Source organism: Tsukamurella sp. PLM1, assembly GCF_023168325.1.
Classification (GTDB): domain Bacteria; phylum Actinomycetota; class Actinomycetes; order Mycobacteriales; family Mycobacteriaceae; genus Tsukamurella.
In genome coordinates this window covers 2622637-2639132 of sequence record NZ_AP025688.1, presented here as the reverse complement: position 1 = coordinate 2639132, position 16496 = coordinate 2622637, and the positions used below count along the sequence as shown (strand labels likewise).

14 protein-coding genes, 7 pseudogenes and 1 riboswitch are annotated in these 16496 nt (G+C 71.4%); of the genes and pseudogenes, 14 read left to right on the top strand and 7 right to left on the bottom strand.

Annotated features, from left to right (window positions below):
• The first annotated feature begins 8 nt into the window (after window positions 1-8).
• Window positions 9-581, top strand: coding sequence for an ester cyclase (locus MTP03_RS13600; protein WP_248488743.1), 573 nt, complete (start codon window positions 9-11; stop codon window positions 579-581).
• 12 nt (window positions 582-593) lie between these two features.
• Here the strand turns inward: MTP03_RS13600 and MTP03_RS13595 are convergent, their stop codons facing one another.
• The gene (locus MTP03_RS13595; protein WP_248488742.1) at window positions 594-890 is read right to left on the bottom strand and encodes a hypothetical protein; all 297 of its coding nucleotides are present in this window, start codon (window positions 888-890) and stop codon (window positions 594-596) included.
• Window positions 891-1070: 180 nt separating this feature from the next.
• Between MTP03_RS13595 and MTP03_RS22835 the strand changes: the two are divergent.
• The 3 genes and pseudogenes from MTP03_RS22835 to MTP03_RS22825 all read left to right on the top strand — a co-directional run.
• Window positions 1071-1352, top strand: a pseudogene (locus tag MTP03_RS22835) (neutral/alkaline non-lysosomal ceramidase N-terminal domain-containing protein); the annotation flags it as partial.
• 76 nt (window positions 1353-1428) lie between these two features.
• Complete coding sequence (locus MTP03_RS22830; protein ID WP_371820972.1) at window positions 1429-2148, top strand: neutral/alkaline non-lysosomal ceramidase N-terminal domain-containing protein; 720 nt, start codon at window positions 1429-1431, stop codon at window positions 2146-2148.
• Window positions 2091-2759: a neutral/alkaline non-lysosomal ceramidase N-terminal domain-containing protein gene (locus MTP03_RS22825; protein ID WP_256465149.1), complete on the top strand. Its 669-nt coding sequence runs from the start codon at window positions 2091-2093 to the stop codon at window positions 2757-2759. The genes MTP03_RS22830 and MTP03_RS22825 overlap by 58 nt, the downstream gene beginning before the upstream one ends.
• Before the next feature lie 50 nt (window positions 2760-2809).
• On the opposite strand, the gene gdhA is transcribed toward MTP03_RS22825, so the two are convergent.
• Together gdhA and MTP03_RS23830 are read right to left on the bottom strand one after the other, a co-directional pair.
• Window positions 2810-4153, bottom strand: a complete 1344-nt coding sequence (gdhA, locus tag MTP03_RS13585; protein ID WP_248488741.1) for an NADP-specific glutamate dehydrogenase — start codon at window positions 4151-4153, stop codon at window positions 2810-2812.
• 215 nt (window positions 4154-4368) lie between these two features.
• Window positions 4369-5415, bottom strand: coding sequence for an alpha/beta hydrolase (locus tag MTP03_RS23830; RefSeq protein ID WP_371820764.1), 1047 nt, complete (start codon window positions 5413-5415; stop codon window positions 4369-4371).
• Here MTP03_RS23830 and def point away from each other — a divergent pair.
• The 4 genes and pseudogenes from def (at window position 5399) to MTP03_RS13560 (ending at window position 9560) form a co-directional block, all read left to right on the top strand.
• Window positions 5399-5937: pseudogene (gene def, locus MTP03_RS13575) on the top strand (peptide deformylase). The gene MTP03_RS23830 and the pseudogene def sit on opposite strands and share 17 nt — an antisense overlap.
• Window positions 5937-6883 (top strand): annotated as a pseudogene (locus MTP03_RS13570) (methionyl-tRNA formyltransferase). Before def ends, MTP03_RS13570 begins: the two co-directional pseudogenes overlap by 1 nt.
• Before the next feature lie 46 nt (window positions 6884-6929).
• Window positions 6930-8265: pseudogene (locus MTP03_RS13565) on the top strand (RsmB/NOP family class I SAM-dependent RNA methyltransferase).
• Between the two features lie 71 nt (window positions 8266-8336).
• Complete coding sequence (locus MTP03_RS13560) at window positions 8337-9560, top strand: IS30 family transposase (protein WP_248488739.1); 1224 nt, start codon at window positions 8337-8339, stop codon at window positions 9558-9560.
• On the opposite strand, the gene MTP03_RS13555 is transcribed toward MTP03_RS13560, so the two are convergent.
• From MTP03_RS13555 to MTP03_RS13545, 4 genes are all read right to left on the bottom strand, one after another.
• On the bottom strand, window positions 9478-10014 hold the full coding sequence (locus MTP03_RS13555) for an endonuclease domain-containing protein (protein WP_248488738.1): 537 nt from the start codon (window positions 10012-10014) through the stop codon (window positions 9478-9480). The genes MTP03_RS13560 and MTP03_RS13555 overlap by 83 nt on opposite strands.
• A gap of 62 nt (window positions 10015-10076) precedes the next feature.
• Entirely contained in the window at window positions 10077-10499 is a 423-nt protein-coding gene (locus MTP03_RS13550) for a hypothetical protein (RefSeq protein ID WP_248488737.1), read from the bottom strand.
• 121 nt (window positions 10500-10620) lie between these two features.
• Window positions 10621-10773, bottom strand: coding sequence for a hypothetical protein (locus MTP03_RS22820; protein WP_371820763.1), 153 nt, complete (start codon window positions 10771-10773; stop codon window positions 10621-10623).
• Window positions 10713-11327 (bottom strand): LGFP repeat-containing protein, encoded by a 615-nt coding sequence (locus MTP03_RS13545; protein WP_248488736.1) that lies wholly within the window; start codon window positions 11325-11327, stop codon window positions 10713-10715. The genes MTP03_RS22820 and MTP03_RS13545 overlap by 61 nt, the downstream gene beginning before the upstream one ends.
• A 427-nt stretch (window positions 11328-11754) precedes the next feature.
• Here MTP03_RS13545 and rpe point away from each other — a divergent pair, with 427 nt between their 5' ends.
• The 6 genes and pseudogenes from rpe to MTP03_RS13515 all read left to right on the top strand — a co-directional run bounded on the left by rpe (window position 11755) and on the right by MTP03_RS13515 (window position 16495).
• Window positions 11755-12432, top strand: coding sequence for a ribulose-phosphate 3-epimerase (rpe, locus tag MTP03_RS13540; RefSeq protein WP_248488735.1), 678 nt, complete (start codon window positions 11755-11757; stop codon window positions 12430-12432).
• A gap of 3 nt (window positions 12433-12435) precedes the next feature.
• Window positions 12436-13420, top strand: a pseudogene (gene ribD, locus MTP03_RS13535) (bifunctional diaminohydroxyphosphoribosylaminopyrimidine deaminase/5-amino-6-(5-phosphoribosylamino)uracil reductase RibD).
• 62 nt (window positions 13421-13482) lie between these two features.
• Window positions 13483-13641, top strand: a riboswitch (FMN riboswitch).
• 55 nt (window positions 13642-13696) lie between these two features.
• Window positions 13697-14328 (top strand): annotated as a pseudogene (locus MTP03_RS13530) (riboflavin synthase).
• 2 nt (window positions 14329-14330) lie between these two features.
• Window positions 14331-15559 (top strand): annotated as a pseudogene (locus MTP03_RS13525) (bifunctional 3,4-dihydroxy-2-butanone-4-phosphate synthase/GTP cyclohydrolase II); the annotation flags it as partial.
• 13 nt (window positions 15560-15572) lie between these two features.
• A complete protein-coding gene (gene ribH, locus MTP03_RS13520; protein ID WP_248492172.1) occupies window positions 15573-16052 on the top strand; it encodes a 6,7-dimethyl-8-ribityllumazine synthase in 480 nt (159 codons plus the stop codon).
• Window positions 16049-16495, top strand: coding sequence for a 6,7-dimethyl-8-ribityllumazine synthase (locus tag MTP03_RS13515; RefSeq protein WP_248492168.1), 447 nt, complete (start codon window positions 16049-16051; stop codon window positions 16493-16495). Before ribH ends, MTP03_RS13515 begins: the two co-directional genes overlap by 4 nt.
• Window position 16496: the final 1 nt, after the last annotated feature.

The window sequence follows — 16496 nt, the reverse complement described above, 5'->3', positions numbered from 1 at the left end:
TGGCGTCCATGAACAGCCTTCCCGCCCGTTTCGCGATGCCCTCCGAGTCCGTCCTGCGGGCGCGCGAGACGCTCGTGCTCGACCACTTCGCGGACGAGGTCCGGCAGGACTGGGACGCGACGCTCGCGACCTTCCCGCACCCGCGGTACGAGCTGATCGCGCAGATGACGGTGCACGACGGTGGCGCGGAGGTGCGCGGCTACTACGTCGACACCCGGGTCGCGTTCCCGGACCAGGATCACGAGCTGATCGCCCTGCGGCACTCCGCGGACGCCGTGATCGTCGAGTTCTGGCTTCGCGGGACGCATCGCGGCCCGCTCGGGCCCATCCCGCCCACGGGCTCGCGCCACCGTACGCGGATGACCGCGTACTTCGTCTTCGACGAGGCGGAGAACCTTGTGGCGGAGCGGATCTACTTCGACCAGCTGACGATCCTCCGGCAACTGATCGCCGGGCTGGACCTGCGGACCCCGTCGGGCCTGATCACTCTCGGCCGCGTGCTCATCGGGGCCCTGCGGATGTCCGGAGGCGGGCCCGATCCACGGCTGCACCGGACGCCGCCGCCGGACCTCGGCGACTGAACCGGGTCGCTACTACTCCGCTTCGGCTTCGTCCGGGGCCTCGGGCGGTTCGGCGACGGGATCCGGGCGCGGTTCGTCGGCGTCCTCGGGCTCGGCCGCGACCTCGATCGGGCCGCCGCCCGATTCGGCGGCCGCGCCGGATTCGATGGGGCCGGAACCGGAGTCGGTGGGCTCGCCGACCTCGCGCGGGGCGTTGCCGGATTCGATGGTGGCGGTGGGTGCGGCGGTCTCCTCGTCTTCGGCGGAGGCGACGGCGGTCCCGCCGAGACTGATGGCGAAGGCGACGAGAACGGTTGCGATCGTGCGCATATCGAGATCCTCGATGGTGGGCGGCGGAGGCAGCGACTCTTCCTTCATCGCGCCGCCCACGCTACGCCGGTCGCCGCCGCGGCGCAGGGGGCGAACTAGTCTCGACGCGTGAGCGAGACGGGATTCCGGGCGGGATGGGCGAAAGCGGACATCACGGGCGAGCCGTGGGGCGTCGGCCTGATGGGGTACGGGATGCCCGGCCAGCGCGGCCGGGGTCTGATGACCCGGCAGTGGGCGCGGGCATTCGTGTTCGCGGCCGGCGGCGAGCGAGTGGCGTTCGTGGTGGCCGACATCGGCATGTTCTTCCAGGCCTCGGTCGACGAGATCACCGACCGCCTCGCCGCCGCGACATCCGGACGGCTGTCGGCCGAGAACGTGGTGCTCACCGCGACCCACACGCACTGCGGGCCGGGCGGGCACGGCCGGCACCGCCTCTACAACATCACCACGCTGGGCCACCACCGCCGCACCTTCCACCGCCTGGTGGACGGGGTGGTGCGGGCGGTCCTCGAGGCCGAGGCGGCCGGCGCCCGCCGACCTGACGCTCGCCCGCGGCGAACTGCACGACGCCTCGGTCAACCGCAGCCCGAGCTCGTTCGACCGCAACCCCGACGCCGCACGCCTACCAGGACGGATCGACCCGGCCGTCACCCTGCTGCGGATCGAGCGGGACGGGCGGCTCCGCGCGGCCGTCGACTGGTTCGCGGTCCACTGCACCTCCATGACCAACGCCAACCGGCTGATCAGCTCGGACAACAAGGGCTGGGCGGCCGCTGCGTGGGAGCGCGAGCGGCGCCCCGCCGACCCGGGGTTCGTGGCGGCCTTCGCGCAGAGCAACTCCGGCGACATGTCGCCCAACCTGGGCGGAAGCGCCGGTCACGGGCCGACGGACGACGAGCGCGAGAACACCGTGGAGATCGGTAGGCGGCAGCTCGTTGCGGCGCAGCGGCTGGCGACGGGACCGGGCGACCCGCTCGAGGCGGTGATCGGCCACCGCCTCACGCGCGTCGACTTCGGCACCGCCGCGACCGCCGCCGGACCCACGGGCCGGGCTGTTCTCGGGGCCGCCTTCGCCGCCGGTACCAGCGACGGCCTGGGGTCCCCGTTGTTCGCGCAGGGCCTCGGCAACCGCATCGGGGCGCTCTCCCGCCTGCTCTACCGGCGGTCGCCGCGCTGGCGGCCCGGCAGGCCCCCAAGGAGATGCTGCTCCCGGTCGGCGCACTCGGCTGGGTCCAGGAGCGACTCCCGGTGCAGGTGATCCGGCTGGGCCGGCTGCACCTGGTGTGCCTGCCGGTGGAGGTCACCGTGACCGCGGGCGCGCGCCTGCGGGAGGCCGTCGCCGAGGCCGCCGGGATCGCCGCTGCCGACGTCCTGATCCAGGGCTACGCCAACGGCTACGCGCACTACCTGACCACGCCGGAGGAGTACGACGCGCAGCGCTACGAGGCCGGGAGCACGATCTTCGGCCGCAACCAGCTGGCCGCGTTCACCGAGGCGGCGCAGGCGCTGGCCGCCGACCTGGCCGCCGGGCGCCCGAGCGCGCCCGGTACGCCGCCGCCGCGGCGCCGGGCCGGGCGGTTCGGCTCACCGTCGGGCTCGACGGTGCTGAGCCGACCCCGTGACGTGCGCGTCACGGCCGTGCGGACGCCGGACGCGAGCGGGCCGCTCACCGTCGAGTTCGCGTGCCCGCACCCCAACCGGGCCATCCCCGGCAGCTACGTCCGGGCGGAGGGGCCCGACGGTGACCTCGTCGCCGACGACGACTCCCCGTGGACCGAGCTCACCTGGGTCCGCCGCGGAGGGTTTCCGCGCCACCGTCGTGGTGCGCGGCCTGCCGCCCGGCCGGTACCGCGTCGGCTACGCACGTGAACGGCCCGGCCACTACGCGTGGACCGGGCCGCTCGACGTGCGGTGATGCGTTACACGACGCCCAGGGCGAGCATCGCGTTCGCCACCCGGATGAAGCCCGCGATGTTGGCGCCGGTCACGTAGTCGCCGGGGCTGCCGTACTCGTCGGCCGTCTCCAGGCAGCGGTCGTGGATGCCGCGCATGATGTCCGACAGGCGGTCCTGCGTGTAGTCGAACGACCAGGAGTCGCGCGAGGCGTTCTGTTGCATCTCGAGGGCGCTGGTCGCGACGCCGCCCGCGTTGGCGGCCTTGCCCGGCGCGAAAGCCACGCCCGCGTCCGAGAACAGCCGCACGGCGTCCGGGGTGCACGGCATGTTCGCGCCCTCGGCCACGTAGCTGGTTCCGTTCTTGATGAGGCGGTCCGCGGAGTCGGCGTCGAGCTCGTTCTGAGTGGCGCAGGGGAGCGCGATGTCGCACGGCACGTCCCAGACGGAGCCGCCGGGCACGAAGATCGCGCCCCGCTCCTCGGCGTAGACGTCGATGCGGGCGCGGCGGGTCTCCTTGACGTCCTTGAGCAGGGCGAGGTCGATGCCCTTCTCGTCGACGACGTAGCCCGACGAGTCGGAGCATGCGATGACGGTGCCGCCGAGCTGCTCGACCTTCTCCGTCGCGTACACGGCGACGTTGCCCGAGCCGGACACGACGACGCGCTTGCCGTCGAACGACTGACCGCGGGTCTTGAGCATCTCGTCGAGGAAGAACACGGCGCCGTAGCCGGTGGCCTCGGTGCGCACCTGCGAGCCGCCCCACGTGAGGCCCTTACCGGTGAGCACACCCGACTCGTAGCGGTTGGTGATCCGCTTGTACTGACCGAACAGGTAGCCGATCTCGCGGCCGCCCACGCCGATGTCGCCCGCGGGGACGTCGGTGTACTCACCGATGTGCCGGTACAGCTCCGTCATGAACGACTGGCAGAAGCGCATGATCTCGCCGTCGCTGCGACCCTTGGGATCGAAGTCCGAGCCGCCCTTGCCGCCGCCGATCGGCAGGCCGGTCAGGGAGTTCTTGAAGATCTGCTCGAAGCCGAGGAACTTGACGATGCCCAGGTACACCGAAGGGTGGAACCGCAGGCCGCCCTTGTACGGGCCGAGCGCGGAGTTGAACTCGACGCGGAAACCACGGTTGAGCTGTACGTTGCCGTTGTCGTCCTGCCACGGGACGCGGAAGATGATCTGGCGCTCCGGCTCGCACAGGCGGCGGATGACGGCAGCGTCGACGTACTCGGGGTGCTTGGTGACCACCGGGGCGAGGCTCTCGAGAACCTCTTTCGCGGCCTGGTGGAACTCGGTCTCACCTGGATTCCTCCGCAGCACTTCGCTGTACAGCGTGTCCAAGGTGGCTTCTGCGTGCGCCATCACACGTTCCCTTCTGTCCGGTCGTTCACTCCGCCTCACGGCGGAATCAGTTCCCCCGCGCGACCGGAACTCGTCGGTGTAGCCCAGGATCGCCTTCTGGACCACGGGCCAGTAGCGGTTCTGGGACTGCGAGGAGGTACACGTTGTGGCCGGCACCGGGCAGGAGCACGGCCTGGCCACGACCGCCCTTGGAGGACAGGGCGGCGATGAAACCCTCACATCCGGTCGGCCGGACGATGCGGTCCGCAGTGCCGTTGAAGCACGTCACGGGGACCTTCGGGTTGATGTTCTGGATCGGGTCCGCCACCGCGAACTGCTGCGGGAACTCCTCGGGCAGGCCCAGGAACAGGCGGGTGTTGACGTTGCCGTCCGCGACGGCGCGGCGCATGTCCAGGACGCCGCCCATGGAGACCACGGCCGCGGGGGTCACCGCTGGCACGCTGCCCATGGCGCCGGGCGTCAGCATCGACCGCGCCGACGCCCACGGCGAGCTGGCCGCCCGCTGAGTGTCCGGCGACGACCACGTCGTCCAGGTCCAGATTCGGTGCGTGCAGCGCCTTCACGGTCTGCAGGAAGTCGATGGCCGCTGCGGCGTCGGTGAGCGTCGTCGGGTAGCCGCCGCCGGCACCGATCCGGCGGTACTCGACGTTCCACACCGCGACGCCGTGCGAGACCAGTGAGCGCGCCATCTCGGCCATCGATCCGGCCGACGCGGGCGTGCGCCACCCGCCGCCGTGCAGCAGCACCACCACGGGGATCTGCGCGGGGAGCGTCGGGATCGAGGGGTGTGCGCCGAGCGGCCCGCCGGACGGGTTCTGCTCGATGGCGGGGTTCACCGGCCGGTACAGGTCGCCGTAGTTCTGCTCCGGGTCCGCGACGCCCCCGGGCACCGTGTAGACGATCCGCTGCGGTTGGGTCACCGGGAACTTCCCGACGATCGACGCGGCGTTGACCGGGGGTACGACGGTGCCGGGGATGCGGGTGCCGACGACGACGGAGCACCGGTTCCACCGTGGGTGGTGGCGGTGCAGGCCGTGCCGAAGAGCACGGACAGGCAAACGGCGGCGCCGACGAGCGGCCGCCGGGCGCGCGCAAGCAGCACGTCGACCCTCTCTCGCCCGGCGGGGCGGTCTGTGGCGTATCGCCGGAATTCTAAGGCAACCCTGTCTGTAACTCCTAGCGCGGGCGCGCCGCTGTGACCGGAGTCCTCGCTCGGCGGGCGGATCGGGCCTGGATAATGGGGGAATGAGCGTTCTTCCCATCCGCATCTACCCGGATCCCGTCCTCCGCACCCCCGCCGACGAGGTGACGGTGTTCGACGCCGACCTCGCCCGCCTGGTCGACGACATGATCGACACGATGCACCACCACAACGGGGCCGGCCTCGCGGCGCCGCAGGTGGGGGTGAGCAGGCGGGTGTTCGTCTACGGCTGCGGTGGGCAGGAGGGACACATCGTCAACCCCGTGTGGCGCGCGGTCGGCGAGGAACTGCAGGCCGGCCCCGAGGGGTGCTTGTCGATCCCGAGGTGCGGGGGCAGTGCACGCGATACCTCGAGGTGGTGGCCGACGGCGTGGACGTGACGGGCGCACCGATCACGGTGCGCGGCACCGAGATCCTTGCGCGCTGTATCCAGCACGAGACGGACCACCTCGACGGCGTCCTGTTCCTCAGCCGCCTCGATCCGGACGAGCGCAAGGCCGCGATGCGGGTGATCCGCAGCTCGCCGTGGTTCACCGATCCGGCCGCGACGCTCGGTGCCGGCGCGGCGGGCGGGCGCGCCTGATGCGGCTGCTGTTCGCCGGCACCCCGGAGCCGGCCGTGCCCGCGCTGCGCGCTCTGTTGGAGTCCGAGCACGAGGTCGTCGGGGTGCTGACCCGGCCCGACGCCCGTTCGGGTCGCGGCCGCGGCGTGCGGCGCTCGCCCGTCGGGCAGGTGGCCGACGAGGCCGGCATCCCGGTTCTGACTCCGGCCACGCTGCGCGACCCGCAGGCGCGGGCGGCGATCGTGGACCTGGCGCCGGATTGCGCCCCGGTGGTCGCGTACGGCGGGATGATCCCGCCCGACCTGCTGGACGTGCCCGTGCACGGCTGGATCAACCTGCACTTCTCGCTGCTGCCGGCCTGGCGCGGCGCGGCGCCGGTCCAGGCCGCGCTCGAGGCCGGCGACGAGGTCACCGGCGCCTCCACGTTCCGCATCGAGGCGGGCCTCGACACCGGGCCGGTCTTCGGCGTGCTCACCGAGCGGATCCGCCCCGACGACACGGCGACGGCGTTGCTCGCGCGCCTCGCCGAACACGGCGCGGAGCTGCTCACGCGGACCGTCGACGGCGTGGCCGCCGGGGCGCTGCAGGCGCAGCCGCAGTCGCCCGACGGTGTCTCGCACGCGCCGAAGGTCACCGTCGACGCCGCGCGGGTGCGATTCGACCGGCCCGCGGGCGCCGTGGACCGGCACATCCGTGCCATGACCGACGCGCCCGGCGCGTGGGTGTCCTTCGGCGAGGCGCGGCTCAAGCTCGGGCCGGTCACCGTCGAACCCGACGCCGAGGCCGCGGCCGAGCGCCGGCGCCTGGCGAGCTCCGGGTCACCAAGCGCGACGTGTTCGCCGGCACCGCGACCGCGCCGGTGCGGCTGGGCACCGTGCAGCCACCCGGCAAGAAGCCCATGCCCGCCGCCGACTGGGCGCGCGGTGCGCGGATCGAGACCGGCACGATCATCGGAGTGGACCAGTGACTTCTCGCCCGAGCCCAGCGGGGACCGACCCCGCCGGAGCGCCGCGCTGCAGACCCTTGCGGCGGTGCGGGAACGGGGCGCGTACGCGAACCTCGTGCTGCCGGGCCTGTTGCGCGAGAAGCGGATCAAGGGCGTGACGCGGCGTTCGCCACCGAGCTCACCTACGGCACGTGCCGCGCGCAGGGTTTGCTGGACGCGGTGATCGAGGACGCGTCCGGCCGCTCCGTCGCCGCGATCGACGGGCCCGTGCTCGACGCGCTGCGGCTCGGCGTCTACCAGCTGCTGCGCACCCGCGTGGGTGCGCACGCGGCCGTGTCCGAGACGGTCGACGCGGTGAAGGAGAGCTCCGGCAAGGGCGCCGCCGGCTTCGCGAACGCGGTGCTGCGCAAGGTGTCCCGCGACGACGAGGACACCTGGGTCGCGCGGGTCGCGCCCAGCGCCGCCGATGATCTGCTGGGCCACCTGGCGGTCCAGTACGCGCACCCGCGGTGGATCGCCGAGTCGTTCTGGGACTCGCTGCGCGCGAACGGGATCCGTTCGATGGGGCAGCTGCAGGCGCTGCTCGCCTCCGACGACTCCCGGCCGCCCGTGCACCTCGTCGCGCGACCGGGGAGATCTCCGCTGAGGAGCTGGCGCTCATCGTCGAGGGCGAGACGGGGAGACTGTCGCCCTACGCCGTGTACCTCCCGGGCGGTGACCCCGGCGCGCTGGAGCCCGTCCGCGACGGTCTCGCCGGCGTGCAGGACGAGGGTTCGCAACTGGTGGCCCGGGCGGCGGCGGTCGCGCCGCTCGAGGGGCCCGACGGTGGCCGCTGGCTCGACCTCTGCGCCGGGCCGGGCGGCAAGGCCGCGCTGCTCGGCTCGCTCGCCGCGATCGACGGTGCGCGGGTCGACGCCGTGGAGCCGGCCGAGCACCGCGCGGAGCTGGTCCGCAAGGCCGTTCGCGGACTGCCGGTGGAGGTGCACCTGGCCGACGGGCGGTCCTCCGGGCTCGAACCCGGTTACGACCGCGTTCTGGTCGACGCGCCGTGCTCGGGGATCGGCGCGCTGCGGCGCCGGCCCGAGGCCCGGTGGCGCAAGCAGCCTTCCGACGTCGCGGACCTGACGGTGCTGCAGCGCGAACTGCTCACCGCCGCCGCGGAACTCACCCGCCCGGGTGGCGTGGTGCTCTACGCGACCTGTTCGCCGCACGTGGCCGAGACGGTCGGCATCGTCGGGGACGACGAGCTGCTCGCGGCGGCCGGGCTGGAGCGGATCGACACCCGCCCCCTGGTCCCCGAGACCGACCTGCCCCTGGGCGACGGCCCGCACGTGCAACTCTGGCCCCACCTGCACGGCACCGACGGCATGTTCTTCCAAGCCCTCCGCAAGCACCACCCCTAGTCCGATTGAACGACGTTCTGGAGATTCTGACCTGCCTCGGGTCCAAGGGGCCAGCGCAACACCTGAGGTAGATGGGGTGTTGTCTGGTGGGAAGGCCGAAGAGTCCGGCGGAGCGGGAGCGTCCGTTCTGGGATCAGATCCGCAGCGGTAAGACTGTCGCGGGCGCGGCCGCTGCTGCGGCCGTGTCGGAGAGGCTGGCAAGCCGGTGGTTCAACGATCGTGGAGGAATGAAGCCCGCGATCAGAACCTGTGAGCCGTCGTACCGAAGGCTTGATTTTGCCGAGCGGGAGGAGATTGCCCTGCTCAGGGCCGATCGGCTGACGGTGCGTGCGATCGCTGACCGGTTGGGACGCTCGCCGAGCACGATCAGCCGGGAGCTGCGCCGTGCGGGAACGTTCATCCACGGTCGGACGGTCAACGGTCGGCGGTATGAGTATGAGCGGGAGCGGCGGTATCGGGCGAGCACAGCGCAGGCCGCGGCCGATGCCGCAGCCTGCAGGACGGCACCGGGGAAGTTGGCCTCGAACCCTCGGCTGCAGCAGGTGGTGCAACAGTGGCTCAAAGACGACTTCAGCCCGGAGCAGATCTCGAACCGGCTGCGGGTGGAGTTCCCCGACGACCCGGAGATGCGTGTGTCCGACGAGACGATCTACAAGGCCCTCTACGTTCAGGGGCGCGGCGAGCTGCGCCGCGAGCTGACCACGCATCTGCGCACCGGGAGGAAGCTTCGTAAGCCGCAGCGCAGCAACACCGTCCGGAATCGGATACCGAACATGGTCAACATCAGCGAACGCCCGAAAGACGTGGAGGACCGGGCGATCCCCGGCGACTGGGAAGGCGATCTGATCCTCGGATCGACCGCCTCCGGGTCCGCGATCGGCACCCTCGTCGAACGAGCGACCGGGTTCGTCATGCTGCTGCACCTGCCCGGCGACCACACCGCCGAATCGGTCGCTGCGGCGCTGATCGACAAGATCGGAGAACTACCCGAACAGCTTCAACGTTCCCTGACCTGGGATCAAGGCATCGAGATGACCAAGCACGAACTGGTCACCGCCGCGACCGGGATCGATATCTACTTCTGCGATCCACGCTCACCGTGGCAACGCGGCAGCAACGAGAACACCAACGGGCTTCTCCGTCAGTACTTCCCCAAAGGCACCGACCTGTCACAGTGGGGCCCGGGCTACCTCGACCTCGTCGCCGCCCAACTCAACCGCCGGCCCCGCAAGCGCCTCGACTGGCACACACCAGCCGAAGCACTCGACCGACTACTATCCGAACAAGCAGCGTAGAGCCGTGTTGCGCTAGCCCCTTGGATTCGCCTGCGGTTTCGCCCTCCGGAACGTCGTTCAATCGGTGGATCTTCGGGAGCTTCAGCGGCGGGGTCGTGGGCGACGGTCCGCTCCAGCCTCGCGTCCGCAGCTCACGAGCGACGCGGTCGAGGAACACTGCACGGCCGCCGAGGAGCATCGGTGAGGTGACGCGGATGATGATCCACTTCCGGTCGGTGATGGCGTTCCAGCGGGCGATGTCGATGCGCTGCTGCTCCGTCGAGCGGTGATAGTCGCCGTCGTACTCGATGGCGATTCGGTACTTCCTGGAACCGAGGTCGACGTGGAAGGGCGTACCGGGAACCGGTTGTTGGGGCCGGAAGAAGTCGAGCCCGGAGCGGTGCACGACGAGCCGTGAGTACGTCTCCCACGGAGAGTGCGCCCCAGTGCTCGCCTCGGCGATGACGTCGCGCACCCGATTCGCTCCGTACAGACCGGGATGGGTGTCGAGGTAGTCGAGTACGGCGGCCTTCGTGGTCAGGATCTGCCGAGCCGATCGACGCGGATGAACTGATCGAATCCCACGATCTTCTCATCGCCCTCGGCGAATCGGGCGACGTCGACGGCGGTGCGAACGATCGATGTGGCGACGCGTCCGGCCACGGTGACGACGTCCTCGGCCGGAAGGTGACCGCAGCGCATCACCACGCCGTGTCGCTTCCCCTGTGCGGGAAGCCAGATCTCCGGTGTGTGGCCGGCGGCGTACTCGACACCGTGCAGAGCCGCAGCGCTCCAGCCGACGAACACGAGATCGGGGTAGGCGGTCTCGAGTGCAACGAGAATGTCGTCGTCCGACGGCGTTGCAGCGCCGTCGTGGCGGATGCCGTGGATCACGGGGGTCGATTCCTGCCGGAGCGCATGCTCGGTCCGTCCGCCGAGGAGTTCCCGTCTTCGTCCCATCACATCAATTGGACGCACGAGCCCTGCGATCGGATCCCCACCCGACGATTGAACGACGTTCTGGAGAGTTCGACCTGCGGTTTTTACTCTCCAGAACGTCGTTCAATCGGGATCAGGAGCGTCAGCCCTTGAGGACGCCGCCCTTGGTGAACTCCTGGGAGCCGTTCTTGGCGTCGGCCTTGGGGTAGCCCATGCCGAAGGCGCCGCCGCCCTTCACCCACTGGTCCTTGATCTTGCCGGCGACCACGTGCGCGCCGTGTTCGGGCGACCACACGATCGAGCCGTGCTGGAAATCGTTGTAGGCACCGGCCACGGAACCGGGGTGGCGCCGCCGATGGAGAGCTCGCTCATGAGCGGGAAGCCGAGCTTGCCGGTGGGGCCGCCCTCCTTGAGGTACAGGTCGCGGATCGCGCCCGTCACGCCGGCGGCCTTGCCGCCGTTGACCTTCGGGCTCCAATAGATGGTTCCGTTCGTGAACTCCTGCGCCTTCGCCCCGCCGGCGATGTCCTTCTCGACGGCGAGCGGCTGGCCGTACTTCTTCTGGCCGCCGTCCTTGTCGAAGGCGTCCTTGATGGCGCCGGTGACGGCGAACTTGAGCGGTTCGTCCGGGGTAGTGGCCGCAGGCGTGGTGGCGGTGCTCGCCTGGCCCGCGAGCAGCTGGCCGAGCAGCTTCTGCGCGTTCGGGTCGCTGCCGAACATCTTGACCAGGGTCGCGACATCGGTGGTGGGGAGCTGTCCGGTGGCGAGGATCTGCTGGACGCCCGGGATCTTCGCCAGCTCGGCCAGGGCGGGCTGCGAGCTCGCCGGCACAGCGTTGGCGGTGGACACGAGCGGGGTGTTCGCCGCGGCCGGGGCTGCGGCGGCCGGGGCCGCGGCAGCGGGGGTTGCCGCAGCGGGAGCCGCGGCAGCGGAGCCGCCGCCGGCGCGGCGGGGGCGGCCGGTGCTACCGGAACCGCGGGGACGGCGGGGCTCGCCGGGTCGGCGAGCGCCGGGCCCGCGGCGAGACAGGTGGCCGCGGCGACGGCCACGAACGTGGTCAGGGTGGTGCGCGCGATCCGCATGGCGACCTCTCAACTCATCGACGGCACGGATGTTACCCGTGTGACTAATGATGCTGATGTTACTAAAGTGATCAATGAAGTTCAACGATCGACACGGTCCCACGTTGTGAGTCTGTGGCCGTGGGCGCTGGCGAAGCCGGAATCGGCCTCCTGTGCGCGCTGAACCGCGGATTCGCACCCGTAGAATCCGACGCATGAGTTCGCCGATGATCGCGCCGTCCATCCTGTCCGCCGATTTCGCCCGGCTCGGGGCCGAGATCGACGCCGTCGGCGGCACCGAGGGCGCCGACTGGGTGCACGTGGACGTCATGGACAATCACTTCGTCCCGAATCTCACGCTGGGACTCCCGGTGGTGCAGAGCCTGCTCGGGGCCACGACGATCCCGCTGGACTGCCACCTGATGATCGAAGACCCGGGCCGCTGGGCGCCGCCGTACGCCGAGGCGGGCGCCCACAACGTGACCTTCCACGCCGAGGCCACCGACGACCCGGTCGCCGTCGCCAAGGACATCCGCGCCGCCGGGGGCAAGGCCGGCCTCGCGATCAAGCCGGGGACCGCCTTCGAGCCCTACGTCGAGATCCTCAAGGAGTTCGACACGCTGCTGGTGATGAGCGTCGAGCCCGGCTTCGGCGGCCAGTCCTTCATCGCCGAGGTCCTCGACAAGGCCCGGGCCGCCCGCCGCCTCGTCGACTCCGGTGAGCTGCGCCTGCTCGTCGAGATCGACGGCGGCATCAACGCCGACACGATCGAGCAGGCCGCCGCCGCGGGCGTCGACTGCTTCGTCGCCGGCTCCGCCGTCTACAACGCCGCCGATCCGGCCGAGGCGGTGCGCAAGCTGCGCGCGCAGGCCGCCGCCGTCGCGCGACCCTGACTCGTGGACCTGCAGGCAGCGCTCGCGCTCGCCGTCGAGGAGTCGGTCGGAGCGCGGGGATCAGCACGCCCAATCCGCCGGTCGGCGCCGTGATCCTCGCGGCCGACGGCACCGTCGCCGGACGGGGCCGCACCGCCCCCGCGGGCGGGCCCCACGCCGAGGTCGTGGCCCTCGCACAGGCCGGGGAGGCCGCGCGCGGCGGCACCGCCGTCGTGACGCTCGAGCCGTGCGACCACACGGGCCGCACCGGGCCCTGCACGCAGGCCCTCATCGCCGCCGGGGTGGCGCGCGTCGCCTACGCCGCCGCCGACCCCAACCCGCTCGCCGCCGGGGAGCGCACACCCTGCGCGCGGCCGGCGTCGAGGTCGAGCACCTCGCTGTCGAACCGTGGCCGCTCACCGAGTGGCTGTTCCGGCAGCGGCACGGCCGGCCGATGGTCACCGTCAAGCTCGCGGCCACCGTCGACGGCCGCATCGCGGCCCCTGACGGCACGAGCCGCTGGATCACCGGGGAGCTCGCGCGCGAGCGCGCCCACGCCGAGCGCGCCCAATTGGACGCGATCGTGGTGGGGACCGGCACCGTCGCCGCCGACGATCCGGCCCTCACGGCCCGGCGTCCCGACGGTGCGCCGTACCCCCACCAGCCGGTGCGGATCGTGCTCGGCGAGCGGGAACTGCCGCCCGACGCGCGGGTGCTCACCGGGCCGGGCGAGGCGCGGCTGGTGCGCGGCCACGACCCCCGAGCCGCGCTCGCCGCCGCGGGGGACGCGGTGAACGTCCAGGTCGAGGGCGGTTCGACGGTGATCGGCGCGTTTCTGGATACCGGGCTGGTGGACCGGGTGCAGGCGTACATCGCGCCGGTGCTGCTGGGCGCCGGCCTGTCGGCGCTGACGGTGCCCGGCGTCGGCACTCTTGCGGACGCGCTGCGCCTGCGTCTGGAGTCGGTCGAGCGGCTGGGCGACGACGTGCTGCTCACGATGGTGCGGTAGGGATCGGTTCGCCGTGAGCCCAACACTTGGGGTAGCGGCCGGTGAGTGCTACCTTCGGAAGCGGAAGTTCTCAGGGCGGGGTGCGATTCCCCACCGGCGGTGATGGACTCCGGGCGATCCCGGCGTTCGAGCCCGCGAGCGCCCCACCGCGAGGCGGGGGTCAGCAGATTCCGGTGCGATCCCGGAGCCGACGGTCATAGTCCGGATGAAAGAGAACTACGCGGGCGTACCCCGCGTCGTCGTGCCGCCCTGAGGCCGAAGTGGCAGGAGCGGCGGATGTTCACCGGCATCGTCGAAGAGCTGGGCGTGATCACCGCCCGCGAGGACCTCCCGGATGCGGCCCGTTTCACGGTCCGGGGCGATCTCGTCACCTCCGATGCGAAACACGGCGATTCGATCGCGGTCAACGGCGTCTGCCTCACCGTCGTCACCGTCGAGGACGGCGCCTTCACCGCCGACGTCATGGAGGAATCGCTCCGCCGCAGCTCGCTCAGCAAGCTCGGCCCGGGCGACCGCGTCAACCTCGAGCGCGCCGCCGCCGTGAACTCCCGCCTCGGCGGCCACATCGTCCAGGCCACGTCGACGGCACCGGTCACGTCCTGAGCCTGAGCCCGTCCGAGCATTGGACCGTTGTGCGGCTCGCCCTCTCGGAGCAGCTGGCCCGCTATGTCGTCGAGAAGGGCTCCATCACCATCGACGGTGTCTCCCTGACTGTTTCGGCGCTCGGCCAGGGGGTGACCGGCGACGACGCGCAGCACTGGTTCGAGGTCTCGCTGATCCCCACCACCCTCGAGCTCACCAACCTCGGCGGGGCCGAGCCCGGCACCGTCGTCAACCTCGAAGTGGACATCGTCGCGAAGTACGTCGAGCGCCTGACCGGATTCGCCGGGCGCGAGGAGGAGAAGTAGCCATGACCAGGTTCGATTCGATCGAGCGCGCCATCGAGGACATCGCCGCCGGCAAGGCCGTCGTCGTGGTCGATGACGAGGACCGGGAGAACGAGGGCGATCTCATCTTCGCCGCCGAGAAGGCGACGCCCGAGCTGGTCGCGTTCATGGTGCGCTACACCTCCGGCTACCTGTGCGTGCCGCTCGACGGCGCCACCTGCGACAGGCTGGGCCTGCCGCCGATGTACGCCACCAACCAGGACAAGCACGGCACCGCGTACACCGTCACCGTCGACGCCAAGGAGGGCGTGGGCACCGGCATCTCCGCCGCGGACCGCGCCACCACGATGCTGAGGCTGGCGGACCCGACCTCGACGGTGGACGACTTCACCCGGCCCGGGCACGTCGTGCCGCTGCGCGCCAAGGACGGCGGCGTGCTGCGCCGCCCCGGCCATACCGAGGCCGCCGTCGACCTGGCCACCCTGGCCGGGCTCGCCCCCGCCGGTGTGATCTGCGAGATCGTCTCCGAGAAGGACCCGGGCGGCATGGCGAAGTCCGACGAGCTGCGCGTGTTCGCCGACGATCACGGCCTCGCGATGATCTCCATCGCCGACATGATCGCCTGGCGCCGCAAGCACGAGAAGCACGTGGTGCAGGTGGCCTCCGCCCGCATCCCCACCCGCTACGGCGACTTCCAGGCCGTGGGCTACACGTCGATCCACGACGACGTCGAGCACGTCGCGCTGGTCAAGGGCGACATCACCGCCGACGACGGGGCCGACGTGCTGGTGCGCGTGCACAGCGAGTGCCTCACCGGCGACGTCTTCGGCTCGCTGCGCTGCGATTGCGGCCCCCAGCTGGACGCCGCCATGGAGATGGTGGCGCAGGAGGGCCGTGGTGTGGTGCTCTACATGCGCGGGCACGAGGGCCGCGGCATCGGCCTGATGCACAAGCTGCAGGCCTACCAGCTGCAGGACGGGGAGCGGACACCGTCGATGCGAACCTGCAGCTCGGTCTGCCCGCGGACGCCCGCGACTACGGCCTCGGTGCGCAGATCCTCGTCGACCTCGGCATCACGTCGATGCGCCTGCTCACCAACAACCCGGCCAAGCGCGTCGGCCTCGACGGTTACGGCCTGCAGATCACTGAGCGGGTGGCGATGCCGTTGCGCGCCAACGCCGAGAACATCCACTACCTGCGCACCAAGCGCGACCGCATGGGGCACGACCTGCGCGACCTCGACCACTTCGACCAGGAGGTACCGCGTGAGCGGCGCTGGAATCCCCGACATCGCCCTCGACGGCGCGGCCGACCTGAAGCTGGCGATCGTCGCCTCGCGATGGCACGACACCGTCTGCGAGGCCCTGCTCGCCGGCGCGCTGCGGACCGCGGCGGCCGCGGGCGTGACGGACGTGACGGTGGAGCGCGTCGCGGGCGCCGTGGAGCTGCCCGTCGTGGCGCAGGAGCTGACGAAGACGCACGACGCCGTCGTGGCGCTCGGCGTGGTGATCCGCGGCGGCACACCGCATTTCGAGTACGTCTGCGACGCCCTCACCGCCGGGCTGCTGCGGGTCTCCCTCGACGCGGGCGTCCCCGTCGGCAACGGCGTCCTCACCACCAACACCGAGGCCGAGGCCCTCGACCGCGCGGGCCTGCCCGGCTCGGCCGAGGACAAGGGCGAGCAGGCCGCGTCGGCCGCGCTCGACACCGCGCTCACACTGCGCAGGCTGCGGTCGACACGATGAGCCGCATCGCGCTCGTCCAGGCCACGTGGCACCGGAACATCGTCGACCGGGCCCGTGACGGGTTCGTCGAGGAATGGGCACGGCTCGGGCACGACGGTGCCGACGTCGACGTCTTCGAGGTGCCCGGGGCGTACGAGATCCCGCTCACCGCGAAGCGGCTCGCCAACACCGGGCGCTACGCGGCAGTGGTCGCCGCCGGCCTCGTCGTGGACGGCGGTATCTACCGCCACGAGTTCGTCGCGTCCGCGGTCATCGACGGGCTGATGCGGGTGCAGCTCGACACCGACGTCCCCGTGTTCTCCGTGGTGCTCACCCCGCACCACTTCCACGAGCACGACGAGCACACCGCCTACTTCGAACGACACTTCGTGGGCAAGGGCGCGGAGGCCGCGCGCGCCGTGGACGCCACGCTCGCGGTGCACGCGAGCTTGCCCGGAGCGTGAT